Source organism: Streptomyces smyrnaeus (assembly GCF_017676345.1).
In the GTDB taxonomy this organism is placed as follows: Bacteria; Actinomycetota; Actinomycetes; order Streptomycetales; family Streptomycetaceae; genus Streptomyces; species Streptomyces smyrnaeus.
The window spans coordinates 271,208-295,012 of record NZ_JAFFZM010000004.1; the positions used below are offsets into that span (position 1 = coordinate 271,208).

Below are 23,805 nucleotides of genomic sequence, written 5' to 3' on the forward strand. Positions count from 1 at the left end.
GTGCACAGGGAGTTGGGCGATGTCTGGAGGCTACCGCGAGCACGGCGTTCTGCTGCCGAAGCGCAAGGAATCAGTCAGAACCGAGCCGCCGCGGCAGGAGGGGGCGATGGTGGCAAGGGCGCGCACCCGGACGCGTCATCGCAGGCGCAGAGGCACACCGACATCCGACGGGGTGAGCTGGCGGGAACGGGTGGGGGCGAAGCCCTTCTCGGAGCCGGGAATCTCCAGGAACGCGCCCTTGCGGTGGTTGTAGAGGGGAACGAAGACGAGGGCGTCGTCGTGGCCGTCACCGTTGGTGTCGAGCAGCGGGGGCTGGACGTGGAAGGCGTTCCAGCGGTGCGGGTTGGGGGTGCCCGGAAGGCCCTTGGTCCGGGCGTCGATCTCCTGGGCGTTCTGTGCGGAAGGGCCGTCGGGGCCACCGGGGAGGAGGGTGACCAGGCCGTCGTGGCGGCGGAAGTCGGGGGTGTTGGCGACGATGTCGGGGTGGTCGTCGCCGTTGACGTTCCCCACCGACGGGGAGGCGCCGAAGCCGGCGTGCCGTCCCTGGGTGATCCGCAGGGTTCGCTTGCCGGTGCCGAGACCGGAGCGGGCGCCGTACAGGACACCGACACCGCCGCCCTTGCCCGCCTTCTCCTGCGCGTACGACACCGGGACGGTGAGCGGCATCAGCAGATCGTCGATGCCGTCGCCGTCCGCGTCGCCGACGGACGGGGCGCGCGGCCCGTCCTGGCCGCCCGCCAGCGCCTGGCGCAGGGACTCGTCGAGGCTGCGGTCGCGGGCCAGACCGCGTTCGGTGCCCCGGTAGTAGGCGACCGGGGTGAGATCGGCTGGAGCGGAGTCGTCCTGCTCGGCGTCGTAGCCGTAGGTGAGGACGAGATCGGTGCGGCCGTCGGCGTCGAAGTCGCCTGCTGTGGCGCCGTCGGGGGCCGCGTACCCGTGCTGGCTCAGGTCGAGTGGGACGGGCTCGCGCCGGTGCTTGCGGGACCGCTGCTCACCTGCGGATGCGACGGGGCCGTAGACGATACGCGCGGAGGTGCTGCCCTCCCGTGCAGCGGGATCGCTGTCGGGATCGCCGGGCCCGCCGCTGCCCGTGTCGAACAGGTCGGTCTTCCCGTCGCCGTCGAAGTCGCCGCTCGCCTTCGGGCTGAAGCCCTTCGGAACCTGGAGCGCACGCGGCCCGGTCAGACCCCGCGGGCCACCGAACATCGCAGAAGCCCGGGCCCGGGCCTGTGCCTCGGTTCCGGCACCGTGTGCCCGGGAGGTCACCAGGTCGGTGAAGCCGTCGCCGTTCAGATCGGTGCGAAGAAGAAGCTGGAAGCGGCCACCGGCCCGCGTCGTCCAGGAGCGGTTGAGGCCCTTCTTGGAACCGTAGACCACCAGCAGGGTGTCCTTGGTGCGCTTCTGGTCCTTGCTCGCGGAGTGGACAACGGTGGCGTAGTCGTCATAACCGTCACCGTTGAAGTCCCCGCTGTCAGGGCCGTCTTCGGAGTCGTCGGCCTTGCCGGCCGGCGGGCGCTCGCCCGAGGAGTCGGACCGGCCGTCCGAGGACGTGCCGGACGCGCCGCACCCGGTGAGCACCAGCACCAGTGCGCAGGACGCCGACACGACAGCAGTGGCGGCAGCCGCCGTCCGCGCCCGCCGCCGTGGCCGTCTCCTGTCACCGTGCCGCTCCGCGCCCTCGAACATCACCCGGCCCCTCCCTTTCTGTCAGAAGGGAGCGTAGGGGATCCCTTCCGCCAGGCCCGCCCGATCGTCTACCAGCACACCTACGGGGCCCGGGGTGACACCGGGCACGGAGAGGGAGGTGTCAGCTGCTTTCGGGCGGTGCGGCCGTCAGATAGCGGGTGAGCATGACGACCAGTTCGTTCTCGAGGCGAGCGCCGTCGACCGGGTCCGGCGCGGCGATGAGCTGGTGGATCAGGAGTTCGGCAGTGGAGACGAAGAGCCGTGCGGCCAGGTAGACGTCCTCAACGCGGACTTCGGGGTGCCTCTCGAACAACTCCTGGATGTAGGCGACCCGTTCGCGCTCGTGCTGGGCGACCTTTTCGAGCAGCTCCGGGGATCGGGGCGCCTGCTCGGCGAGGACCCGGAGCAGTTGCGGGTCGTCGAGGTGATTCTCGATGGAGGTGCGCACGACGCTGCGGACGAACTCTTCGAGGGAGTCGGGCAGCCCTTCGGCCATACGGCGTCTGGTGGCGGACACGCCCGACTCCAGGTGCCGGTTCAGCAGTTCGACCAGGATCGCGTCCTTGTTCGGGTAGTACTGGTAGAGCGAGCCGATCGAGATCCGGGCCCGTTCCGCGATCCGATTGGTGGTGCCGGCGGCGTAGCCGTGGTCGGCGAAAACGTGAGCAGCCGCGGTGAGGATGCGCTGCCGCGTGAGCTCGGCCCGCACCTGGCGCGGCCGTTTACGTGGCTGAAGTCTGCGGTGCCCCGACACCAGGACCCCTCCTCTCCGGCGCCTCGGAAGCGAGTAGCGCACGACCTGAGTAATTGCTCACAATAGTGCCATGACCTGCTGCGAAGCGGCCCATGACGGCCGTCGGCAGGAATCCGGGAGCGGGCCGGGAGCGACGCGCGTCCCGACCGCCCGCCGCTATCCGCCCGTAGGCGTCCGCCATCCGCCCGTAAGGAGTTCTCGTGACGCACACCAGTACGCGCCCCCGGCGGGTGTCGCCGGCTGAGGTCCGCGCCCGAGTGGGGGAGCCCGAGGCCATGATCAAGGCCAAGGTTCTCGACCGCATCGACGACCACTCCCGCCGCTTCATTGCGCACTCGCCCTTCCTGACCATGGCCACGGCGGATGCCACGGGACTCGCCGACTGCTCACCCCGTGGCGACTACCCGGGGTTCGCGAAGGTCCTCGACGACCGCACGCTCGCGCTTCCGGACCGGCCCGGCAACAAGATGGCCGACTCCTTCCACAACCTCGCCGAGAACGACGGGATCGGGCTGCTCTTCCTGGTCCCCGGGGTGCGGGAGACCCTGCGGGTCAACGGCCGTGCCTATCCCACTGATGAGCCCGACGTACTCGCCCGGATGCAGACCGAGGCGAAGCGGCCGGAGCTGGCGCTCGTCGTCGAGGTGGCCGAGGTCTTCTTCCACTGCGGGCGCGCACTCATCCGCTCCCGGCTGTGGGATCCCGCGAGCCAAGCCCTCGCCGACGAGATCCCGCCCGTGAGCGAGGTGGTCACCGCCCAGCTCGGGATCGACATCGATCCGGCAGCGCTCGTCCAGACCCTCGAAGAGGGCTACCGGAAGCTTTACTGACCATGCCTGTGGGTGAATCACCGATGCAACAGACACAACAGATGCAGCAGACGGTCGTCGACCACATCGACCAGGCCGCCGAGGACGTCGTCTCCCTCGTTCTGCGCGGTCCCACCGGACCGCTGGCTCCCTGGGAGCCGGGCGCGCACATCGACGTCGCGCTGCCGAACTGGCTGACCCGGCAGTACTCGTTGTGCGGGGACCCGGCCGACCGGGACGCCTACCGCATCGCGATCCGCCACGACCCACTCACCCGGGGCGGCTCGGAGTACATCCACCGCTTCCTGCGCCGTGGGCGCACACTCGACGTGTCGCTCCCGCGCAACCACTTCCCGCTCGTCTCCGCCCCGGAATACCTGTTCGTCGCCGGCGGTATCGGCATCACCTCCGTCATGCCGATGCTGCGCGCGGCCGTCGCCTCCGGCACTCCGGCCTCGCTGCTGTACGTGGGCAGGTCGAAGGCATCCATGCCCTTCGCCGACGAACTGACCTCCCGATACGGCGACCGGGTTCGGGTCGTCGCCACCGACCAGGAGGGCAGGCCGGACCTCGCCGCACTCGGCTCGATGCTCCCTCCCCGCGCACTGGTCTACTGCTGCGGCCCCGCCTCGATGCTCGACGCGGCGAAGGCCGCGTTCCCCGCCGAACGGCTGCGCATGGAGCGCTTCCACGCGGTGCCCCGGCAGTTCGTCCCCAACACGGAGTTCGAGGCGGTGTGCGCCCGGTCGGGGCAGACGGTGCGGGTACCGGCCGATGAGTCGCTGCTGGACGCCCTGACCCATGCGGGGCGCCCTGTGGTGGCCGGGTGCCGCGAGGGGATCTGCGGAAGCTGTGAACTGACCGTCCTGGACGGCGATCCCGAACACCGGGACGACATCGGCGCCTCCGCGGGCCGTATGTACGCCTGTGTGTCCCGCGCCTCGTCCCCGCGCCTCGTCCTGGACCTGTGACCCGTCACCAGCAGCGACCGGTGACTCGTCCACGAGAGGGCTCGCTGCCGCCAAGACGCGCAGGGCGGCAGCGAGCGAGACGGAGTCAGCCCGCCGGCGGGGCAGGCGCCGGCGGCGGCGCGGGTGCGGGCTCCGGCGCAGGTTCGGGCTCGGGCGCCGGCTCAGGCGCGGGCTCTGGTTCGGGCTCCGGTGCGGGCTCGGGTTCCGGCGCCGGTTCGGGTGCGGGTTCGGGTTCGGGCTCGGGTGCGGGTTCGGGTTCCGGCGCCGGTTCGGGCTCGGGTGCGGGTTCGGGTTCCGGTGCGGGTTCGGGCGCGGGCTCTGGTTCGGGCTCCGGTGCGGGCTCGGGTTCCGGCGCGGGTTCGGGTGCGGGTTCGGGTTCGGGTGCGGGTTCGGGTGCGGGCTCAGGTGCGGGTGCGGGTTCGGGCGCAGGTTCGGGCTCGGGTGCCGGTGCGGGCTCGGGCGCCGGCTCAGGCGCGGGCTCCGGTTCGGGAGCAGGTTCGGGCGCCGGCTCGGGTTGGGGTGCGGGTTCCGGTACGGGCGCAGGTGCCGGTTCGGGCGCCGGTTCCGGCGCGGACGCAGGCGCTGGTGCGGGTTCCGGTGACGGCGCGGGTTCGGGCACCGGCGCAGGCGCAGGCTCGGGTGCGGGTGCGGGTGCGGGTGCGGGTGCGGGTGCGGGTGCGGGTGCGGGTGCCGGTGCCGGTGCCGGTGCCGGTGCGGGCAGCTGGGCCTCAGGACCGGGCGCTGGGGCCGGGGCATCCGGAGTCGGGGGCGCCGCTGGTGGCGGGGCAGGTGCGGGTGCCGGTGCCGGTTCCACCGGACCGGGCGCCGGATTGGCTTCAGGGCCTGGTGCCGGCGGCGGTGCCGGCACCGGCACCGGAGCGGGCGGCGGAGCCGGTGGCGCGGCGGCACCCGTTCCCTCCGGTGTCGGCTGTAGTCCCCGTTGTTCTGCGAGTGCTTGTCCTGTGGCGTATCCGGGTTCGGCCTCGCGCAGGGTCTTCAGTATTTGGGCTGCGGCTGAGGGGCCGGGAGGGGGTGCTACGCCGGCGGAGATCTCTGCGGGTGTCGGTTGCTGTGCCCGTTGTTCTGCGAGTGCTTGTCCTGTGGCGTATCCGGGTTCGGCCTCGCGCAGGGTCTTCAGTATCCGGGCTGCGGCTGAGGGGCCGGGAGGGGGTGCAACGCCGGCGGAGATCTCTGCGGGCGTCGGTTCCAGTGCCCGCTTCTCTGCGAGCACCTTCCCGGTGGCATACCCCGGCTCGGCCTCGCGCAGAGTGTCGGCCAGGGCTTGCACCTGGTCCGGGTGGTTCTTCGCGTACACGCCCAGGCCCCCGGCGATACCCAATCGGCCCGTGACCCCGGAGTACTTCTTGTTCCCGAACCCGAGGACGGTGCCGACGGCGCCCCCGTAACCGACGTCCTTGGTGAAGTCGCCGGCGGGTGTGCCGGATTGGCCGAGGTAGGGGGGCTTCTTGTCGCTGCCCGGTGGTTTGGCGACGCCGGCGGACACCTCGCCCCGGGTGGGTCGGAACGCCGGGTTGAGCGGATCTTTCGAGGGCTCGGGCGGGATCCAGCCGGGCTGTGACTGATTGAGAGCCCGCACCACGTCGGGGTACTGGCTGAGGTACGCGCTGGCGTTCCACAGACCGCCCAGGATCCCGCCGGCCGACGCCCCCTTGGGGCCTGCCACCGCGCCGGTACCGCTTCCCGCGACCACTCCCTCGGCCGTGCGGCCTCCGAAATCACCCCATTTCCAGGCGGGGCCGGGGGCGGGCTCGTTCGCGCGGTGGTTGACGATCGACTCATCGGGCCGAGGACCGTCCTCAGGGGGAGCGGGCGGGTCGGCGGGGGCGTCCTGGCCGACCACAGGGGCGGCCGGAGCCGCCGGAGCCGAGGGGGTCGCGGTGGCCGGGGGTTCACCTGATGGGGACGAGCCGGAAACAGCGGCCGGCGTTCCGGGCCGGTCCTGCTGCGGGCCCGGCACTCCGGGGCCCGCAGCCGACGTCGGCACGGTTTCCGCTCCGGCGTGCGGGTGGGCCTGCTGCGCGGCTGCCCGGTTCGTGTGCTGCTGCTGAGGGAGCGAGGAATGGTCCGCGGCCTGGGCCTGGCCCGGCTGGATGGACGCCGAGAACAGCCACGCACCGACCCCCAGCGCTCCCGCAGTGCGCACCAGCTGGTGGCTCCACAGCGGCTTGGCGTGTCGCTCCGACTGGGGGAACGCGATGACCGACCGTGCCCCTTTCGCCGGCTCGTCGCGATCACCGGCACCGATCATGCTGGACCCGACGGCGTCGATCAGCTCACCTATCGTGGCCGCCGGAACCTCGATCACCGGACCGCCGCGCGGGGACGGGCACGCCCGTGTCTGCCCCGGCGGCACCGCCACGTACGCGACGCGCCCGAGCCCGGCAAGCTCCTCTTCCTCGACACCGACGATCAGCAACGTGGCTGCGGACAGCTCCACACCGGTGGCCTGCACATCCCACCAGGCCCGCAGCCGCCATGCCGCCCCCGGCGCGGCGAACTCGTGCCCGTACATGGGCGCCAGGAGCACGGGCATGTCGCTACCCGTCTCGACCAACCGCGACCGCATTCCCGCGGCGACGGAGTGAGCCAGGCGGTAGTCACTGACCATCACCAGACAGGCCGGTGCCGCGTGAGCCTCCGACGAACGGGAACGTGCCGGCGCGTGCGGGGGTCCGCCAGGGGAATCCGGGACTTTCCGCAGATGCATTCGTGGCGCCTCCTCAGGCTGGACGATGCGCGCCGGCCCGTGCGTCACGGGACATGGCACGGCAAGGTCTTCATCTCTTGGGGTGCGGCGACGCCGGCGGGCTCGCATCTGGGGCCGACCCCGTCCGCCCGCAACTGCTGCGCCTCCGCGTGCGGCAACCTGCTTGCCGACTCAATCGAGGACAGCACCGTTCGAGTTGTTCAGCGGCCCCCTGTTGCCACCCGAACAACAAGGTCTGCCGTGTGCCGTGTGCCGACAAGGAAGCTGTCACCTGTGGCCAGGTCGGTATTCCAGCTACTTGCGGGCGTCCGCGACGAACGCACCCGGTATGACCGTGATCATCTCGATACCGACTGTGCAGGCGGCGCTATGCTGCTGTGTCATGCCCGAGACACGTCTCGACACTGCTCGGATCCGGGCGGCTCGCCGGATGATCGATCCGATTTTTCTCGACACTCCGCTGTTCCGCTGCGAGCCGCTGGAGCCCGGCCTCGGCTGTGCGGTGAGCATCAAGCTCGAAACGGCGAACCCTGTCCGCAGCTTCAAGGCCCGCGGCACCGAGATCGTCACGAGCCTGCTCGCTGATCATGGCCCGCGAGCTGTGGTGTGCGCCAGCGCGGGCAACCTCGGCCAAGCCCTCGCCTGGTCGGGTCGCGGCCGGGGGCTCGACGTCACCGTCGTGGCGTCCCGCTTCGCGACTGCGGCCAAGCTCGACCGCATCCGCGCACTGGACGCCACGCTGGAACTGGTGGACGGCGATCACGAGATGGCTCGCGACCGGGCGGCGGCCATCGCCCGGCGCGACGGCACCCGACTGCTCGAAGACAGCCTGGACATCGAGACCTGCGAGGGCGCCGCGACCATCGGCCTGGAACTGGTCGACAGCGCGCCCGTACCGTCGTTCGACACCGTCCTGATCGCTCTCGGCGGCGGGGCACTGGCCGGCGGCGTGGGCCATGTGATGAAGGCCCTTGCCCCCGGAGTCGAGGTGATCTGCGTCCAGCCGCTGGGCGCACCCGCGATGACACGCTCGTGGCGCGAGCGGCGCGTCGTCACGACCGACTCGACCGATACGATCGCTGACGGCGTCGCCGGCCGGCGTCCCATCCCGGCCGTTCTGGACGATCTCCTCCTGGTTGCTGACGACGCAATCCTGGTCCAGGAGGCGTCGATCATCGCCGGTATGCGGATGCTCCTCGACCACGCCGGCCTCGTCGTCGAACCGTCGGCCGCGCTCGGCATCGCGGCGATCCTCGAAGACCGCGCCCGCTTCGCCGGCCGACACATCGCCATCATCGTGTGTGGCAGCAACGTCGACGTCGACGCCTATCGTCGCTGGGTCGGTGCGGCTCCCGACCACCACGGGCGCTGATGCCGGCAATCTCCGGCTCGGTCCGGCCCGGTACTCGCTCGCCATGACGGGACGCGGAGGTCCTTGCTGCCTGGTCTTCGTGCGGGAGGGCCGGTAGCACTCCGTGCCGGTTTCGACGACGGTGCCGTCGCAGCCGAAGTCCGACAGCCATCGCTGCCGGGGGAGTCGGCCGCCCGGACGGCGACGATGTCGGGGGCTGAGTCCCATACGAGCGAGGGAGCAGCGATGAGGAAGGATGCCCATGAGACCAGTACGAGGAAGCGAGGCCGGCTGTGACGGAGTCGAAGGCGTTGGACCTGATCCACCTGGAGGACGTGGACGGCAATCGCTGTTTGGTGCGCGTCACCGGCCGCTTGCGGCCCGGAGTACTGACCAGCCACGACTTGCTGCGCGCTGATGTCCTGATATCCACGAGCTTCGTCGACGCGCGATTGGAGATGTGTCTCTCCCAGCAGGACCTCTCGTCCTGGCAGCGGTCGCTGTCCGAACTCGGCCCGGGTGGCAACGCGAGCCTCGGCGCGGGCCGGGGCCTCGAACTGGGGATCCATGTGAATGACGAACGATCGGTCTCTGTGTGGGTCGAGGATCCCGACCGCCTCACCACGGCGTTGACGATCCGCACCTCCGAGGACTGGATCGCAGAACACCACGACCGACTGCAGCACGTTCGGCAAGCCTGGCCCAAAGAGGTCGTGGAAACTGCATCCGCGGTCTACGAGTGGAGTCCGGAGCACCGACACTGAGTTCGGCACCACAGTCGACCTGACCGACATCGCGAGTTCGGTTCGGCAGCCATCAGATACGTACGCGGATCAAAGGCCGGCGATCAAAGGCCGGCGATCACAGGCCGGGCGCCGCGCCCTCCTTGTCGCCGACACCCTGTCGAACGGCGACCTGCCCCTGCGCGCCGTCAGCCGACCCGTCGTGCCAGCACCTGTCCTGGCCAGGACTCGGACAGGAAACGGCTGACGGGGGTGAAACCGTTGCGCTCGTAGAACGCGACCAGTTCGCCTCCGCCGCCCGCCCAGCAGTCGACCCGCAGCAGTTCCACGCCGACCCGCCGGGTCTCCTCGACGGCATGGGCCAGCAGTGCTGCTCCGATGCCCATGCCGGCGTACCGTCGGTCGGAGACCAGCAACCGGATGTAGCGCTCGGGTTCCTCGGCCGGCGCGATCGGCATCTGCGGACTGGGTCCGCAGTCCAACACCATGGCTCCGACAGGGGCGCCGTCCAACTCGGCGACGTACGGGACGTTCTCGGTCACATACCGTTCGACCCGCGCCATCCCGTCGGGCCTCTGCGAATGCGGCGTCGTGCCCCACTGTTCCGTATTGCCACGCTGGTTCATCCAGATCACCGCGGAGTCGAGCATGTCCAGGATGGCCGGTGCGTCGGCCAGGCTGCCTGGTCTTATCCGTATGCCATGCGGGGTGTCGTTCACGGCAGAAGCCTAGGCACTGCACTGCACTGCCGGGCGGGAGTGGGGGGCGGCGGTGACGTCAGGACGTCACACCGAGCTGTTCTCGCGGTCGCGGTCGCGGTCGCGGTCGCGGTCGCGGTCGCGGTCGCGGTCGCCGTCGCCGTCGCCGTCGCCGTCTCGGTGTGGGGGAGCGGGGACATGCGAGGGGCGGTTGCGTCCCAGGCGTTCATGTGCGGCAACGAACTCGTCGGCGCTGACGGCGGCCAGCGTGGACAGATCGAGGGCGAGTGCGAATCCCGCGACGATCTCGGCGAGGCGGGGTTGCCCGTCTTGTCCGGCACAGCCGAGCATGTCCAGCAGGGCGTGCTGGGCGGGAAGCCCGGTACCGCCGCCGACCGTGCCCACGATGAGGGCGGGCAGCACCATCGTGGCCCGCACGCCGTCGCCCGCGGGCTCCAGCTCGAGGTGGCCGAGGCTGGATTCGTGCACCGAGGCGATGTCCTGTCCAAGTGCGGTGAACATTCCGGCGACGGTATTGGCGACGCAGGCGTTGTTGCCGACCATGCCGCCGTGCACGCCTCCGCCGCGCTGGATTCGGTGCGTCTCCAGCAGGTCTTCCGGTGTGGTCTTGAGTACGTTGCGCAAGGCGTCGGCACAGACGTCGGCCTCCGCGACCACGCGGGTGCCGCGGCCGTTGAGAAAGCTGTGGTAGGTGACCTTCTTGTCCCCACTCAGATTCCCCTCGATCCGGAAGCGGTCGATTTCCGTCCCGGTTTCCGCGGGGAAGCGGGCGAGAGTCCACTGACATACGTGCCAAGTGCAAGCCGAGGTCATGTTCTGGCCCGCGGCATCGCCGGTCTCGTACGAGAAGACCAGGTGCACGGTGCGGCCGGTCATCACCGGGCGGACGCCGACGAGTACGGCGTGGCGGGAGACTCGGACCGCTTGGGTGCGCAGCTCTTCAAGACGGTCGGTGATCCACTCCGCGAACGAGGCGGCCTCGCCGAGGGAGCCGAGTTGGAAGACCGGCGCCCGGGTCATGAGCTGTGCCACCGCATGCGTACGCACGCCACCGGACCGTGAGAGGGCACTGGCGCCGCGTGAGGCCGAGGCGACCAGCGCACCCTCGGTGGTGGCCAAGGGCGCGTACAGCCTGCCGGAAGCATGCGTGCCTGCGAAGAGCAGTGGCCCGGCGAGCCCGACGGGGACTTCCACCGCACCGATGAGGTTCTCCACGTTGTTGGCGAGGTCTTCCGCACGCATCTGCAAGTGTTCCAGAGGCGCCAGCGGCATTTCTGTCCTTGAGCGCAACCAGTCCAGCCGCACTTGTCGCGCGGCCTCTGTGTGGCTGTCGCGCGCAGGAATGGAAGACGTGTCGCCGGTATCGGGTTTGGGGTGCATGGGGACTCCACGGTGGTGTGTCTGTCGTCTTACGCGGGCCCTTGCCGAATCAAGCGGCGGAGTGGGCTCCTTCCATCGGTCTCATAGGCACCGACTGAAAGGGAGCCGCTCCAGGGTACGGATGCGTGAATGTGTTGAACCCGCACCTTTGTGAAATGCGCGGTGCAGAATTACTCTCCGCGCACCGTCCCCACGTTCGCACCGCCCTCACCCCCTCCTGGTGTGGAGCCTCGACAACCCTCCGGGCACCGAGCCTCGCAGCGTCCGGCGTCAGCGGGCCGGGTGCGGCTTGACCGACAACAACTGGGCAACAGCCGTCCCGTCGGGCTGGAGTCGGCACCGCGCACGGTGCGAGGGTGAGGCGCATGAGGTCCCGTACCGCTGTATCAGCCGTTGCTGTGGGCATCTGTGTTCTGCTCACCCCGCTCACCGGATGCGGCAGGGGCGGAACGGGCCATCAGCCGTCCGCCTCCAACGGCGGGACGCCGGCTGCCGAGGAGCCCAGCGCGCCCGCCGAGAGCCGGTCGCCGTCCCCCGGGAAGGGATCGAAGGATCCGGACGACATCAACGGTGACGGATATCGCGACCTCATGGTTCCGGTCTCCACCGGCGGCGACCGGGGCGCCCGGAGCCGCGACGAGCGGGTCGGTGTGGTCTACGGCTCCGCCAAGGGCCTCTCCCCCTCGACGCGCACGGTCTACGGAGCCCGGGACCTGGGCCTGCCCCGTCCGGCGGAGAACGCCGTCCGCGACGCCGTCGAGGCGGACAAGTTTGTCACCGCCGATCTGGACGGCGACGGCTTCCCGGACTTCGTCACAACCGTCGCGGGCGAGCGCGTGACAGCTGGGAAGATCACTGCGGCGCGCAGCGTCGCGTATGTGACCTGGGGCGGACCCCACGGGCCGACGAAGCGGTCCGGGGCGACCCCGGTCCGGCTTCCGCAGAGCGTCTCGAAGCTGGGCGTGGAATCCGTTGTGCGCGGCGACTTCGACGGTGACGGGCACCACGATCTCGCGGCGCTCGGGCTCGACCGTTCGTCCGTGGTGCTGCTGTACGGTCCGTTCACCCGGTCCGGTGCGCCGGCGCGTACCGATACCCGCCTGGCAGAGGAGTACAGCCGACTCGTCGCAGACGAGATCGACCCTTCCGGAAAGCCGCGCGCGACACCCCTGTTGATCCATGCGGTCGGCGATGGTGAGCAGTCCGGCAACACCCTCTATACGGCCCGCCGCGGCACCGGCCTGTCCCAGAACGGAAAGCAGCTGCGCCGTGGAAACGCCCACACGTTCGGCGACTTCGACGGCGACGGGCAGCGCGACGTGGTGATCGGTGACGACGGCAGCCGGAACAACGAGCCAGGTTTTGAGACGGAGGCACCCGAAGTCGACGGATCGCTCACCGTATACCCCGGCAAGGGCGGCGCACCGGTCACCCACCGGCTGCCCAAGGCACCCAAGGGCGCGGCCACCGGCTACGGACCCGGCGGTTTCGTGGCCGCCGACCCGGACGGCGACGGCCGCGACGGCATCCTGGTCGCCACGTACGAAGGGGGCACGCTCATCGACGGCGATGAACGCACCCGCGTCCGGCGCGACGGGCCTGCGCGGGCGAACGGTCGGAAGACGCCCGCGAAATGGCGGCACGCCCGGCCCGCGGGGGCGGCGGACTTCAACAGCGACGGCAAAGACGAGCTGATCATGAACTGGGGGTCCGGTACCACGTTCGGCCTCTACGGTGATGTCCCGACGCACTGGTGGATCACCGACGGCACGACGTCCCGGGACAAGGCGTCCTTCGCCACCACAGGGTTCGCTGCGCGCACTCCGTCCTCAGGAGCGTCGCCGGCCGGCTGAGCGAGGCGCCAGGCCCCTGTGAGCGACGCGACCTGCTGCGATCCCGGCAGCCCGACAACGTGGCCCACTCCGGCCTCCTCGAGCATGCGGCGGAAGTGCCGGTGCGACCCCGCCGAGTTGCCTGTCCAGCACATCGTCGACAACCTCGACACATCGTCGCCGTCGACCACCTGGACGGCGAGGGGCGGCGGCCTCCGCCTCATTCCTCCTCGGCGAGCACGATGATGTGGTCCTCCTCCGTCAGGCGGAGCCGAGCGGCCTTCGGCGGATTGAGGTGCACGCCGTAGGCCGGGGGAGCGCCACGCTCAGCGCCCAGCCGGTACCCGACGGCGGTCTCACCGAGGCGGCGGGCGGCCTCGATGACCGTCGCGAAGTTCGCCTTGGCGCCGGACTTGAGGTAGCGGGTCGCGGGCTTGAGGTAGATCTCGGAGCCCGCGGGGTCGAAGAGATCGATCAGCACGTCGTGGAGGTGCCGGTTCTCGGTGAGTTGCGCCAGCATCAGGCTGATCAACTTCGAGCTGACAATGAAGTCGTCGGCCCTGGTGACCTGGGCGACCTCGCGGTTGCTGTCCTCGTTCATCTCCGTGACGATCGAGTACGGGTCACCCAGCCGGTTCTCGATGTCGCGCAGGTGGAGCAGGGTCACCAGGGTGCGGTTGTCCGCCTGCTCCGCGTCGGTGCTCTCGTCGGAGAGCATCAGGACGTGCTGGTAGCTGCCCGGGTCGAGGGCCTCCAGCGAGCGCCTGCTGGTGGGCCGGCAGGGTTTGTAGCCCACGGTGAGGTTCTCGTACGGACCCAGCACATCCGCCGCCGGACGGTGCGAGGCCGCGATGTCCAGCGCCGAGCCGGGTTCGACGAAACTGTCCAGCAGCTCGATGATCTTCGGAACGCGTCCGTTCCAGCCGATCAGCAGGGTGCGGTCCGGAGTCAGATCCGGAGGCTCGGCGCAGGCCAGCGCTTCCTCGACGATCCGGGCCGGGTGCCTGGTCGCGAGCTTGATGAACAGGTCGTCCTCGGCGAGCACTATGACACCGTCGTCCTCGCCGATGACGGTGTCCATCGGCGGGTTGAGCAGGAGCTGGCCGTCGGTGCGGCGCAGCCCCACGGGAGTGCCCAGCTCGTAGCGGTGCAGCGCCTCGCCGTACGTCACCCCGGTGAGGGAGGGCTCGGCGCGGATGTAGAGCTCACTGCCGTAGAAGCTGAGCAGCTCGTTGCAGACGGTGGACAGGCCGGTCTGCCGGTGGGACTGCACGATGAAGCGAACGGCGATGTCGTCGGCGTCGATCACCACACCGTGTTCGCCCGCCGCCAGACGCGCTGCCGCGAGGTTGTCCGAGTCCTGTACCGCGGCCACCACATGGGGCCGTGGGCTGCGCCAGGCGCGGTTGTTCAGCACCAGCAGCGTCTTGATGACCATGGTGTCCGCCTCGAGATCCGTGGGCGGCAGCACCATGATGGCCTTGCTGGTGTCCGGGCTGACCAGCTCCAGGTCCGCGCGCTTGAGTGGATTGCCCGATCGGCAGATCACCCGCGTCCTTCCCGTTCTGGGCACCCGAAGCCGGATCTGCTCCTCCGTGGAGACCTTGTCCCGGTCGGCGAGCACCACCACGCAGGAGCGGCGCTCGCTCTGGTTGGCCTCGACCAGCTCATCGATCACCGTGAAGATCTGCTCCGACCAGCCCAGGACGATCGTGTGACCCCGCTCGAAGAGCCGCGACCTGCCCTTCCGCAACTGCTCGATCCGGGCGTCAGTCCCGTTGTCAGCACACCGATCAGCGCACTGACGATGAAGATCCCGCCGATCGTCACCGTCAGCATGAGGGCCAGGAAGACCGGACGTCCGGTGTCGTCACCCATGGTGCCCGGGTCGAGCGTGCGCAGCAGGCTCATCCACGCCACACCGAGCCATCCGCCGTGCGCTTCGGTGTCCTCGTCGGTGAAGAGCATCACCGACGTGGCGACGACCACGATCAGCCCGGCGGAGGCGAGCGCCAACCAGCCGATCAGCGCGGGCGTACCCCGGTCCATCGTGCCGTCGAACCAGTACCGCAACCGTTCGCGTAACCGCACCCCGAGCCCCATCCCGACCTTGACTGCCCGCCCCGCGACGATCTTGCCATGCGGAAGGGTTCGGGGCGCGCCCCGGGTCGGCACCGGACGCTCGGCCGCCCTGGTCAGAGGCGGTGCGGTCGAGCCCTGTTGCCCACCCGAGCCGACGGGCACTCTTCCCCATGGCTGCGGCCGCGACCGACATCGAACGCACCACCTAGATCGAACTCACCGTCTAGGGTGACGCCGTGCTCGATGACTGGAACACCGACAGAGTCAACCGCTTCCGCGCCGAGGCAGCCTCCCGGGGGTTGCCGACGGACGAGGTGGACACATGGATACGGCGGGCCCTGCCGGGCGTGTACTGGGCGAGTGGCGGTGACGGCCCGGTTTCGGCCCGGTTGGGCGGCGCCCCGCTGCTACCGGTGGACGCGCCCGATCCGTCCTTCCCCTTCGTCGCCTCCGTCGACTGCGCGCTCCTCCCGCCCGGCGCCGCCGGACTTCCCCTCCCCTCCGACGGCCACCTGCTCTTCTTCGCGGATCCCGACCCGGGCTTCACCGGACCGGTTTCCGACGCCGTGCGCCATGTCTCCGCGCATACGCCGACAGCCGCCCGTGCCGACACCGGGCATGAGCCGTTCGCGCCGCAGGAGATGTGCACGACTTGGCATCACCTCTCCCCGCCCGACCCGGAGAGCTTCGCCGAAGCACGGTGGGAGGAGCCCGACGACGAACAGTACGAACTCGCCGACGAGCTGCAGAGCGCCTGGACGCACGTAGGGGGCTCGTGGCCCGTCTGGACGTTCGCGCTCGGCGGCCACCCGATCGTCATCAACGACGATCCGCTCGTCCTGGCGCGCGACAGCGAGCCGGAGGCCGAGGACGCCGACGAATGGGTGCTGTTGGCCACTTGGCGGTGCGACGCGGACGTGGCGGAACTGGACTTGGGCGTCATCAGCTGGCTGATCCGCCGACAGGATCTGGCGTCCCTGCGGTTCGACCGCGTCTACGGCCATGTCGGCATGTGACAACCGCCCGCGTCCGCCCTGGAAGCACAACCGGCTGGGACCCACCTGCCGCGCCGCGATTTCCGCCTGCCTGAAACCTGCTCCTGCCTACCTTCGGGGCCCCGGACATGCCGTCCGGGGCCGTCGGGGGCCGGTTGCAGCGGCCTCGCACATGAGTGGAACGCCGGTGAATGAACAGCCGTCAGTTCCTCGACACCGCGAGTCGTGCGCAGCAACAACCATCAAGCCGGAAATAAAGAAAACCAGATCAGTGGTCTGGTTTCCGAGAGCGCCTTGCTCGCTGCATGTTTCATGAGCTGTTTCACCAGGGAATGTCTCTCTCGATGGGAATACCGGGGTGCCGGTGTTCACGCAAAAATTCGAGGGGGTGCGGATGGTAAGCGTCCTGCGTAAAGTCCGTCATACGACCGGCGTCGTAGGGGCTGCCCTGTTGCTCTCAGTGGCGACCGCAACATCTGCCGATGCCGACACGGTGCGGCCCTTCCAGGGAGGCCACTGCAACGGCTGGATCTTCCCGGGGTGCCTTCACACCATCGGAGACCCTGGCGGCGAGGTCCGGTTCGGAAAGGACAGCTACCTGGTAACCGCAGACGTGGAGTTGCTGTACCGGAGCGACGCCACCTACGGCTACATCGAACACTGGTCCCGTGAATATGGTGGTGGGCGGAGCGACATCAAGCGTACGACGTACATTTATCCAGGCCGCGACGATCCTTCAAACGGAAGGTTCCAGCGGACAACGGATACTTTGGCCGGGAGGGGTAAATATAGTCCTACCCACGGAAAGAGCGTCGTGGTCAGGTTCTGTGTCGCGGGTAATGCCGTTTCAGGGTTCTGCGGAAAAGAGATCGAGATCTTCGAAAAACCACGTTGATCCGAGGCGCACTGCGAGCTGCGCCTCGGCGTTTCGGGGGTGGGAGCGAGTGTGGATTCGGGCGGCTGACTGGTTTGCTCATGGTGACGACTCGGCTCGTCTGACCACCGAGGTGGGGCGTTCGCACTCCAAGCGACTGGTCGGCCGTCCACCAGTTCCTGCCCCGGCCGCCCGATCTGAACCGGCCGAGGGCGTCCGGTCGATCCTGTGCCGCACCCCGCCCAGGCCGACCTTCGACGGCTGCCGTGCAGGAACTGGGCTCATCCGCACCCCACCAGCAACTCACCATGTGCTCAAGGCCAGTAAAGGCTTCCGCGTGGAGCAGGCCATCGATGCCCCCCTCCGGCACCGAAGACCGAGCGTCAGACAGGCAGCGCAATCCATTCTTGAGCGCCAATACCTTCCTCACACTTCATGAATCGCACGCCTGCGGGGGGAAAATCTGTCTGTGGCGTGAGACACTTGCCCTCCGCAATGATCCAGAAACCTTGACCCGTCGTCCAATCGGTCCTTTTTTCGAGCCGCAGCGTCGCCGGATTCCCCTGTTCAGGATCGCAGGTTCCTGTGTGCACGTCCTCCTTGTCCCGGTAGTCAATGCATCCGTGCCAACGGGCATTCTTCAAGCGCATTACAAATGCAGGGGTTTCTTGCAGGAAGGACCAGACGGCTTGATCGCCTTTACATGCATCCCCCGAAACCAAGTACACTTGTTCGGCACGCCCCCGGTCCTCGAAGCATTGTGCCGTTCCCAGGTTCGCATTAACTAGGCGGTAATTCTTGTTGGGCGTCGGCAAAGGGCTGTATGCCTCTGCGGGCGCCGACAACGCTGTCGCAACGACGAGGAAAGCCGCAGCTCCCGCCATCTTGGCTTTCATGCGCACCTCCTCCGCTTGACGATTTCAACATCACAAATCTCCCCGCGAAGTAGGGACACAAACTCGCAGACACCTCAAGAAGCCTGCAAGAGTGAAGCAGGGGGTGTAAACATGGAAGGTCGCACGAGTAGGTGACACGTAAAAGAGAGACGATTCATAATCGAGATCGGTCGATGGAACTGCGTGCGGGCGGCTCCTACTGTGGTTGAACTTGCGGGGCCCAAAGGGCTGACGGGCTGTTGCCTCCCTGCGGTACGACCTGGGCACGCGGTGCACAGGGAGGCGGGCCGGCCGCCGAACGGCAGCAGTTTCGTGAGTACTGACCTTTCATCAAGGTCGGCCAAGGCGCGGTTGGCCGCGGTGGTGCGTCACAGGGCGGACCGGGTGCCCTCGACCGGGTTGAGGTCGGGCTGTAAGGCGGCGATGCCGCGCCCCGGCGGGCGCCGCCGCGGCGTGGCGGCCAGTGGCGTACCGCCGCGCGCGGGGCGGACGGGTGAACGGGTGGACGGGGCCGGAAACCACCCCCGTACCGGCGTACCGGCCCCCGCTACGGCTCCAGGCACTCCGGCTCACCCCGCTGGGCGTGCCGAGGACGACATGGCGGCGGGAACCCGCGAGGATGGCAGACGAGGGACCTCGGTCGCACCCGTGAATGGCTGGTGCATGCCGTGCCCGGTGACCGCAGCTGACGGTACATCTCCGCTGTAGGGGTGAGGCATGACCGAGATCGATTCCGACCGGGCCGGCAGTGGTCGGAGCCCGGTGCATCCCCAGCCGGAATCCGGCCTGTCCGACCTCAGACGTGTCGGTGCGAATCCGGACTACTGGTATCCCGTCGCGCTGTCCCGGAAGGTCCGTACGGGCCAGGTGATCGCGACCGCGTTCGCCGGCGAGCGCATCGCCCTCTACCGCGGGGAGAACGGCGCCGTCCATGCGCTGGAGGACAGGTGCGCCCACCGGCAGGTGCCGTTGAGCATGGGCGTCGTGGAAGGTGAGACACTCCGCTGCTGCTATCACGCCTGGGCCTATCGCGGTGACGGGCGCATCTCACAGATCCCGTATCTGTCGAAGGGTGACGGCCGGCCGCCGCGCGGGGTGCGCGGTTACCCCGTTCGTGAGGCTTACGGGCTGGTGTTCGTCTTTCCAGGGGCCCCGGAGAAGGCGGCGCTCACCGCGTTGCCCGAGTTGCCGGCGTTCGGCTCACCGGCGTACAAGACCATGACCTTCTGCCGACCGGTGCGCTGCCACTACTCGTTCATGCACGAGAATCTGCTGGACATGAACCACCAGTTCCTCCACCGGGGCGTCGTCGGAAAGCTTCACCCCCAACTGCTGGAGTCCCGGACCGGAACGCGGTCGGTGGAGGCCCGCTACCTGTTCACGCACGTCGGCGGGAAGCGCAACCGCGGCGCCGAACTGCTGGCCACCGAGGGCACCGGCCGCAGAGGCTCCTCCGACACCATGATCATCCGTACGGACTACCCGTACCAGACTCTCGACCTGGTTCCGCAGAACGCCGAACGCCCAGCCTTCCGTCTATGGGCCGTATATGTTCCCGAAGGCGCCGAGCAGCGCACATGTCATGCCTACGGCCTCCTCATGATCGCCAAGCCACGTATCCCGGGCGCTCTGCACCTGGCCTGGCCGCTCATCCGGCGCTTCACCGAGCGGGTGTTCGCCGAGGACCGGATGGCCGTCGAGGCCGAGCAGCGGGCGTGGGAGGAGCAGAACGAAGACCGCAACCACGAGGTCTTCCCCCTGATCCTGGACGTCCGCGAGGTGCTGCGCGGCAACGGCGTCCCGTTGCGCCCCAGCAGCGGAGCAGCCGCGTGCGGCCCCGCCCTGGGTGTCTGAGGCAGCGCCCCGCGAGGAACGCAGCACAGGGCCAGTGGTGAGGCAGCCGCCCGTCGGCAGGACCGACCGTCTGGTCCACCAGGGCGCGCGGCCGATGAAGGCGAGCAAGCGGGACTGGACGTCGGCGCCACCCGGCGCCTCCCAGCACCTCGGCCCGCAGTCCGTACTGCCCACTCGCCGAAGCACGTCGTCGAGCGGCAGCATCACCTGGACCGAGGAACCGGGCGCACCGGGCAGTGCGCCGAGCACTTTTCGAGCCGCTCGAACCCCTCGCGGACGCCGTGGCCCATATGCACTCGTGAGCATCGTGTCGCGGGCTCCTGGGCAAGGCCTCGTCCATCGGTGGTGTCACTCGGTGATGGTGGGCGGTTCGGTCAGGAACGGGCGCAGTTCCAGCCACTCGTGGATCGGTTCGCCGCCGGCGCCGGGGGCGGCCGACAGTTCCCCGGCCAGTTCGACGGCGCGTTCGTAGCTGTCGACGTCGATGACCATCCAGCCGGCGATGAGGTCCTTGGTCTCCGCGAAGGGTCCGTCGGTGACCGGCGGGCGTCCCTCGCCGTCGTAGCGGACCCAGGCTCCCTCGGGGGCGAGTGCCTGGCCGTCGACGAACTCGCCGGTCTTCTCCAGCCGGGCCGCGAAGTCGTTCATGTACTGGATGTGTGCCGAGATCTCCTCGGGGCTCCACCGGTCCATCGGCACGTCGTTGATCGCGGCCGGGGCGCCTCGGTAGTGCTTCAGCAGCAGATACTTGGCCATCGTGGCTCTCCTCGGTGCTCGTGCGGCCCATTGTGGTCGCGTTCACCCCTGGGACGGAGCAGGACACCGATTCTCGACATCACCGTCCGATCTTTTTTCCCGGCTCTTGTGGAGGAGCTGGGTGAGCCCGGCTGAGCATGGATGAGCCCGGCGCACAGCGTGACGGAGGGGAGGGCTGCGGAGCCCGGCACCGATCAAACACGGAAAGGCGGAAGGCTTCGCGGGGGGCGCCCCGGCCCCTTGTCCTCCACTCTGCCGCCCCGCAGACTGGCAAGTCTGGAGTCAGGGCTCCAAGGGGGGAATCCATGGCCACCGAGGCGGAGCGCGCGCTGGGCGCCTTCATCCGCAACCACCCGACGGACAATGGGCGTCGCGGGCGCGTATCGATCGTCGCGCTGTTGGTCGGCTTGGTGTTCGCCGTCATCGCCTTCCCGGTGACCATCGCCGTCTTCTCCGAGGACGGGAGCGGCGCGTCAGTGGCCGGACTCCTGTGGGGCGGTGCGCTCGTCGGGCTCTACGGCGGAGTCTCCAGCGGGTTGCGAACCCTGCGGCGGCACGGCGAGGTGTTCGTGCTGCGAGAGGACGGGCTGGTCTACCGGCGGACGGGGGAAACCCTGGTGCTGCCATGGACGGTGGTCCGCCGCGTGGTCGAGCGCGGGCAGGATCACGCCCTGGGCAGACTCATGGGATGGAACGTCCACCTGGTCATTCGGCTGCGGGACGGCGGTCGGCTACTGCTGACCGGCTACACCGAGGACGCGGCCCAACTCTCCGCGGAGATCCGGGCCGCCGTGGCAGCCACGACGGGCCGCGCCGACTGAGGCGCGTCACAGAAGGCTGTGGGGCGGGCGCTTCCTCTCGGAGACGGTCCGCTGGTACCGGAACTTTCGTTTCGAAACCGCGTCTGCGCATGTAGGAGCGATCCCCGCGGGAGTCGTCACCGGTACCGCTGCGGGTTCATCCGGTACCGCCCAGGTTTACCTCGTGGTTCAACCCCACACCGGATGTCGGGTGCGTTGCCCCCTCGTAGTGTCTGGCGACGATCGTGAGACCGGAGAAAGAGGGGGATGGACACATATGCGCAGAACAGCAGCGCTGCTGGCTGCGACAGGCGCGGTCGCGGTGGCGACGCTTTCCGGGTCCGCCGCGGCCCTGCCTCAACAAGGCGGGACCGCTCCGGCCGAAGAGCGTACCGCCGGGGCCCGCACGGGGACCGGGGGAGTGGACAAGGCGGCAGAACGGGGGAGTCCGTTCGCCGGCACCGAGATGAAGTCGGTGGCCGGGAACGACAACATCTTCTATCTCAGGGTGAAGCACAGCGGTAAGTGCCTGACTGTGCGGGGCGCGTCCAAGGCGGAGAACGCGGTCGTCAACCAGTACCGGTGCGTGTCCGGCGCCAGGAACCAGTGGTGGGTGACCTACAACCAGGGCGGCGTCGCCCGCCGGTTCATGGCCTACCACAGCGGCAAGTGCCTCGCCCTCCGCGGAGGCAGCACGGCCAAGGGCACCCCGGCGGTCCAGCGGACCTGCGGCGGCTCCCGGGACCAGATCTGGTTCTCGCTCGCCCCCTACGCGGAAGGGTCCATGAACCCCAGCGCAGGCAGCAGCACAGGGGACCGCTGCCTGGACGTACGGGGAGCGAGCAAGGCGGACAACGCACAGGTGATCGTGTGGAGCTGCAACGGCAGGAACAACCAGAAGTGGGTGGGGCGCGGATGACTTCGGGGATGAAACGAGCCGGAACGGTCCTGGCCGCGGCCGTGGCGACGGTCTCGCTGGCCGCGTCGGGCAGCAGCGCCGCGGACGCCGCGCCTGACCGGTCGACTGCTGTGCAGGACAGTACGGTCAGGTACATCGTCAACAAGAACAGCGGCAAGTGCCTGACCGTCTACCGGGCCAGCGGGGCTAACAATGCGACCGTCAACCAGTACAAGTGTGTCGGCGCCCGGAACCAGCAGTGGCGCATGGTGATGACCGGCGGGGACCAGTCGCTGGCGAGCGTGGTCCTGCAGAACGTCAACAGCGGAAAGTGCCTCACGGTCCACGGTGCCAGCGGCGCCAACGGGGCGAACATCAACCAATACACCTGTGTGGGCGCGACCAACCAGTCCTTCGCCTTCACCCCGGGCCGGATGAGCCGGACGCCCCTGTACGCCAAGCCGCTCAGCCGGAAGAAGTGCGTGGACGTGCAGGGAGCCAGCAAGGCGAACAACGCCAACGTCATCCAGTGGTCGTGTCACCGGAAGGCGAACCAGCAATGGGATCTGACCCGCAGCGCCTGACCCCGCTGCTCGGCGCGGTCGTCTGACCCGCCCGCTTCACACGGGCGGCACCGGCGGCGTACAGGTCGGCCCGGCCCGTACGCCGCCACCGCGCGTCGCTCGCGCGGTCCCGCGCGGGGCCGCACGAGCGCTCATCCCCGGAGCCTCGGGCTGCTCCGTGCGCTGACGGATGCGGGCCGCTTCCGACGACTGGTACGGCATTTCGTCGTCGCCCGGCCCGACCGCCGGGAGCTCTTCGGCATAGGTCTGTCGCAAGCGATGATCGCTCCCGCGAGGCGCATGGAGCCCACCGCACCACCGAAAGCTCCTCGGGTGCTCCGTCGGACAGTCTTTAGACTGGCCGCGTCGATCCCCGTCCCGCAAGGAGCCGCATGACCGCCGCGCCCCCGCCGACGCATTCCTCCGGACGGCAGCGCGACGCGGCCCGTACGCGGGCGGAGATCCTGGACGTCGCGACCGAGGAGTTCGCTCGGCTCGGATACACCGGCGCCCGCGTCGACGTGATCGCCGCCCGTATCCACACCACGAAGCGGATGATCTACTACTACTTCGGCGGCAAGGAGCAGCTCTTCACGGCGGTGCTGGAGCGGGCCTACGCGGTCATCCGGCAACAGGAACAGGGGCTCGACGTAGGGCACCTGGACCCGGTCGCCGCCATCCGCCGTCTGGCCGAGCTGACCTTCGACCACCATGAGGAGCACCCGGACTTCATCCGGCTGGTGAGCATCGAGAACATCCACGAGGCCGAGCACATCATCGGCTCCGCGACGCTGAGCGAACTCAGTTCGCCCGCCATCGAGGTCATCGGCCGCATCCTCGAAGAGGGCCGCGCGCAGGGCGTGTTCACGGCTGACGTCGACGCGGTGGACCTGCACGCGATGATCAGCTCGTTCTGCTTCTTCCGGGTCGCGAACCGGCACACCTTCGGCGCCCTCTTCGGCCGCGATCTGACCGCGGCCGACCGGCGGCAGCACTACCGCACGATGCTCGGCGACATGGTCCTCGCCTATCTCACCGGGGACACTGCGCGAGAGCGCTGAGCCCGTCCGGACGGACGACCCCCGCCCGTTCAGCCGACCCCCGCCCGGCCATA

Annotated in this window: 22 protein-coding genes; 12 read left to right on the forward strand and 10 right to left on the reverse strand. The window is 69.2% G+C overall.

The annotated features are described in order from the left end of the window. Positions 1 to 135 precede the first annotated feature (135 nt). Together JW613_RS09270 and JW613_RS09275 are read right to left on the reverse strand one after the other, a co-directional pair. Positions 136 to 1,686, reverse strand: coding sequence for an FG-GAP repeat protein (locus JW613_RS09270; protein ID WP_209210218.1), 1,551 nt, complete (start codon positions 1,684 to 1,686; stop codon positions 136 to 138). Positions 1,687 to 1,807: 121 nt separating this feature from the next. Continuing rightward, positions 1,808 to 2,443 carry a TetR/AcrR family transcriptional regulator gene (locus JW613_RS09275; protein ID WP_209210328.1) on the reverse strand — a complete coding sequence of 212 codons (636 nt, stop codon included), beginning with the start codon at positions 2,441 to 2,443 and terminating at the stop codon, positions 1,808 to 1,810. Positions 2,444 to 2,640: 197 nt separating this feature from the next. Between JW613_RS09275 and JW613_RS09280 the strand changes: the two genes are divergently transcribed. Then, complete coding sequence (locus JW613_RS09280) at positions 2,641 to 3,270, forward strand: MSMEG_1061 family FMN-dependent PPOX-type flavoprotein (protein WP_209210219.1); 630 nt, start codon at positions 2,641 to 2,643, stop codon at positions 3,268 to 3,270. Between the two features lie 41 nt (positions 3,271 to 3,311). Further along, complete coding sequence (locus tag JW613_RS09285) at positions 3,312 to 4,220, forward strand: PDR/VanB family oxidoreductase (protein WP_209210329.1); 909 nt, start codon at positions 3,312 to 3,314, stop codon at positions 4,218 to 4,220. A gap of 85 nt (positions 4,221 to 4,305) precedes the next feature. Here the strand turns inward: JW613_RS09285 and JW613_RS36310 are convergent, their stop codons facing one another. After that, on the reverse strand, positions 4,306 to 6,774 hold the full coding sequence (locus tag JW613_RS36310; protein WP_209210220.1) for a hypothetical protein: 2,469 nt from the start codon (positions 6,772 to 6,774) through the stop codon (positions 4,306 to 4,308). A 556-nt stretch (positions 6,775 to 7,330) separates the two neighbouring features. Between JW613_RS36310 and JW613_RS09295 the strand changes: the two genes are divergently transcribed. Together JW613_RS09295 and JW613_RS09300 are read left to right on the forward strand one after the other, a co-directional pair. Further along, positions 7,331 to 8,320: a threonine ammonia-lyase gene (locus tag JW613_RS09295; RefSeq protein WP_209210221.1), complete on the forward strand. Its 990-nt coding sequence runs from the start codon at positions 7,331 to 7,333 to the stop codon at positions 8,318 to 8,320. Positions 8,321 to 8,592: 272 nt separating this feature from the next. Next, positions 8,593 to 9,063 carry a DUF5959 family protein gene (locus JW613_RS09300; protein WP_209210222.1) on the forward strand — a complete coding sequence of 157 codons (471 nt, stop codon included), beginning with the start codon at positions 8,593 to 8,595 and terminating at the stop codon, positions 9,061 to 9,063. A 167-nt stretch (positions 9,064 to 9,230) separates the two neighbouring features. Here the strand turns inward: JW613_RS09300 and JW613_RS09305 are convergent, their stop codons facing one another. From JW613_RS09305 to JW613_RS36315, 3 genes are all read right to left on the reverse strand, one after another. Further along, positions 9,231 to 9,761, reverse strand: a complete 531-nt coding sequence (locus JW613_RS09305) for a GNAT family N-acetyltransferase (RefSeq protein WP_209210223.1) — start codon at positions 9,759 to 9,761, stop codon at positions 9,231 to 9,233. Positions 9,762 to 9,827: 66 nt separating this feature from the next. Then, on the reverse strand, positions 9,828 to 11,141 hold the full coding sequence (locus JW613_RS09310; protein ID WP_209210224.1) for a hydroxymethylglutaryl-coenzyme A reductase family protein: 1,314 nt from the start codon (positions 11,139 to 11,141) through the stop codon (positions 9,828 to 9,830). A 457-nt stretch (positions 11,142 to 11,598) separates the two neighbouring features. After that, positions 11,599 to 11,733: a hypothetical protein gene (locus JW613_RS36315; protein WP_280635120.1), complete on the reverse strand. Its 135-nt coding sequence runs from the start codon at positions 11,731 to 11,733 to the stop codon at positions 11,599 to 11,601. Here JW613_RS36315 and JW613_RS09315 point away from each other — a divergent pair. After that, positions 11,732 to 12,994 (forward strand): FG-GAP repeat domain-containing protein, encoded by a 1,263-nt coding sequence (locus JW613_RS09315; RefSeq protein WP_245225247.1) that lies wholly within the window; start codon positions 11,732 to 11,734, stop codon positions 12,992 to 12,994. The genes JW613_RS36315 and JW613_RS09315 overlap by 2 nt on opposite strands. A gap of 199 nt (positions 12,995 to 13,193) precedes the next feature. Here JW613_RS09315 and JW613_RS09320 read toward each other — a convergent pair whose 3' ends face one another. Both JW613_RS09320 and JW613_RS35695 read right to left on the reverse strand, forming a co-directional pair. Further along, complete coding sequence (locus JW613_RS09320) at positions 13,194 to 14,726, reverse strand: CASTOR/POLLUX-related putative ion channel (RefSeq protein ID WP_245225248.1); 1,533 nt, start codon at positions 14,724 to 14,726, stop codon at positions 13,194 to 13,196. Beyond that, entirely contained in the window at positions 14,648 to 15,064 is a 417-nt protein-coding gene (locus JW613_RS35695; RefSeq protein ID WP_245225249.1) for a hypothetical protein, read from the reverse strand. The genes JW613_RS09320 and JW613_RS35695 overlap by 79 nt, the downstream gene beginning before the upstream one ends. Positions 15,065 to 15,291: 227 nt before the next feature. Between JW613_RS35695 and JW613_RS09325 the strand changes: the two genes are divergently transcribed. Both JW613_RS09325 and JW613_RS09330 read left to right on the forward strand, forming a co-directional pair. Beyond that, positions 15,292 to 16,071 (forward strand): DUF1963 domain-containing protein, encoded by a 780-nt coding sequence (locus tag JW613_RS09325; RefSeq protein ID WP_209210226.1) that lies wholly within the window; start codon positions 15,292 to 15,294, stop codon positions 16,069 to 16,071. Between the two features lie 337 nt (positions 16,072 to 16,408). Then, positions 16,409 to 16,945 carry a hypothetical protein gene (locus tag JW613_RS09330; RefSeq protein ID WP_209210227.1) on the forward strand — a complete coding sequence of 179 codons (537 nt, stop codon included), beginning with the start codon at positions 16,409 to 16,411 and terminating at the stop codon, positions 16,943 to 16,945. Between the two features lie 362 nt (positions 16,946 to 17,307). Here the strand turns inward: JW613_RS09330 and JW613_RS09335 are convergent, their stop codons facing one another. After that, complete coding sequence (locus tag JW613_RS09335; RefSeq protein WP_209210228.1) at positions 17,308 to 17,820, reverse strand: DNA-directed RNA polymerase subunit beta family protein; 513 nt, start codon at positions 17,818 to 17,820, stop codon at positions 17,308 to 17,310. Between the two features lie 717 nt (positions 17,821 to 18,537). On the opposite strand from JW613_RS09335, the gene JW613_RS09340 reads away from it, so the two are divergent. Continuing rightward, complete coding sequence (locus tag JW613_RS09340; RefSeq protein WP_209210229.1) at positions 18,538 to 19,674, forward strand: Rieske 2Fe-2S domain-containing protein; 1,137 nt, start codon at positions 18,538 to 18,540, stop codon at positions 19,672 to 19,674. Positions 19,675 to 20,022: 348 nt separating this feature from the next. Here JW613_RS09340 and JW613_RS09345 read toward each other — a convergent pair whose 3' ends face one another. Further along, entirely contained in the window at positions 20,023 to 20,430 is a 408-nt protein-coding gene (locus JW613_RS09345) for a YciI family protein (protein ID WP_209210230.1), read from the reverse strand. 305 nt (positions 20,431 to 20,735) lie between these two features. Between JW613_RS09345 and JW613_RS09350 the strand changes: the two genes are divergently transcribed. From JW613_RS09350 to JW613_RS09365, 4 genes are all read left to right on the forward strand, one after another. Then, entirely contained in the window at positions 20,736 to 21,251 is a 516-nt protein-coding gene (locus tag JW613_RS09350; RefSeq protein WP_209210231.1) for a hypothetical protein, read from the forward strand. A 256-nt stretch (positions 21,252 to 21,507) separates the two neighbouring features. Then, positions 21,508 to 22,149, forward strand: a complete 642-nt coding sequence (locus JW613_RS09355) for an RICIN domain-containing protein (protein ID WP_209210232.1) — start codon at positions 21,508 to 21,510, stop codon at positions 22,147 to 22,149. A gap of 8 nt (positions 22,150 to 22,157) precedes the next feature. Continuing rightward, the gene (locus JW613_RS09360; protein ID WP_245225250.1) at positions 22,158 to 22,712 is read left to right on the forward strand and encodes an RICIN domain-containing protein; all 555 of its coding nucleotides are present in this window, start codon (positions 22,158 to 22,160) and stop codon (positions 22,710 to 22,712) included. 371 nt (positions 22,713 to 23,083) lie between these two features. Further along, a complete protein-coding gene (locus tag JW613_RS09365; protein ID WP_209210234.1) occupies positions 23,084 to 23,752 on the forward strand; it encodes a TetR/AcrR family transcriptional regulator in 669 nt (222 codons plus the stop codon). Positions 23,753 to 23,805 lie beyond the last annotated feature (53 nt).

What these genes read in the sequence shown, in the direction of transcription:
- JW613_RS09270 (WP_209210218.1), bottom strand. Translation starts at nt 1,686, where the DNA reads ATGTTCGAGGGCGCGGAGCGGCACGGTGACAGGAGACGGCCACGGCGG.
- JW613_RS09285 (WP_209210329.1), top strand. Translation starts at nt 3,312, where the DNA reads ATGCAGCAGACGGTCGTCGACCACATCGACCAGGCCGCCGAGGACGTC.
- JW613_RS36310 (WP_209210220.1), bottom strand. Translation starts at nt 6,774, where the DNA reads ATGCCCGTGCTCCTGGCGCCCATGTACGGGCACGAGTTCGCCGCGCCG.
- JW613_RS09295 (WP_209210221.1), top strand. Translation starts at nt 7,331, where the DNA reads ATGCCCGAGACACGTCTCGACACTGCTCGGATCCGGGCGGCTCGCCGG.
- JW613_RS09310 (WP_209210224.1), bottom strand. Translation starts at nt 11,141, where the DNA reads ATGCACCCCAAACCCGATACCGGCGACACGTCTTCCATTCCTGCGCGC.
- JW613_RS09315 (WP_245225247.1), top strand. Translation starts at nt 11,732, where the DNA reads ATGGTTCCGGTCTCCACCGGCGGCGACCGGGGCGCCCGGAGCCGCGAC.
- JW613_RS36315 (WP_280635120.1), bottom strand. Translation starts at nt 11,733, where the DNA reads ATGAGGTCGCGATATCCGTCACCGTTGATGTCGTCCGGATCCTTCGAT.
- JW613_RS09335 (WP_209210228.1), bottom strand. Translation starts at nt 17,820, where the DNA reads ATGAAAGCCAAGATGGCGGGAGCTGCGGCTTTCCTCGTCGTTGCGACA.
- JW613_RS09340 (WP_209210229.1), top strand. Translation starts at nt 18,538, where the DNA reads ATGACCGAGATCGATTCCGACCGGGCCGGCAGTGGTCGGAGCCCGGTG.
- JW613_RS09345 (WP_209210230.1), bottom strand. Translation starts at nt 20,430, where the DNA reads ATGGCCAAGTATCTGCTGCTGAAGCACTACCGAGGCGCCCCGGCCGCG.
- JW613_RS09350 (WP_209210231.1), top strand. Translation starts at nt 20,736, where the DNA reads ATGGCCACCGAGGCGGAGCGCGCGCTGGGCGCCTTCATCCGCAACCAC.
- JW613_RS09355 (WP_209210232.1), top strand. Translation starts at nt 21,508, where the DNA reads ATGCGCAGAACAGCAGCGCTGCTGGCTGCGACAGGCGCGGTCGCGGTG.
- JW613_RS09360 (WP_245225250.1), top strand. Translation starts at nt 22,158, where the DNA reads ATGAAACGAGCCGGAACGGTCCTGGCCGCGGCCGTGGCGACGGTCTCG.
- JW613_RS09365 (WP_209210234.1), top strand. Translation starts at nt 23,084, where the DNA reads ATGACCGCCGCGCCCCCGCCGACGCATTCCTCCGGACGGCAGCGCGAC.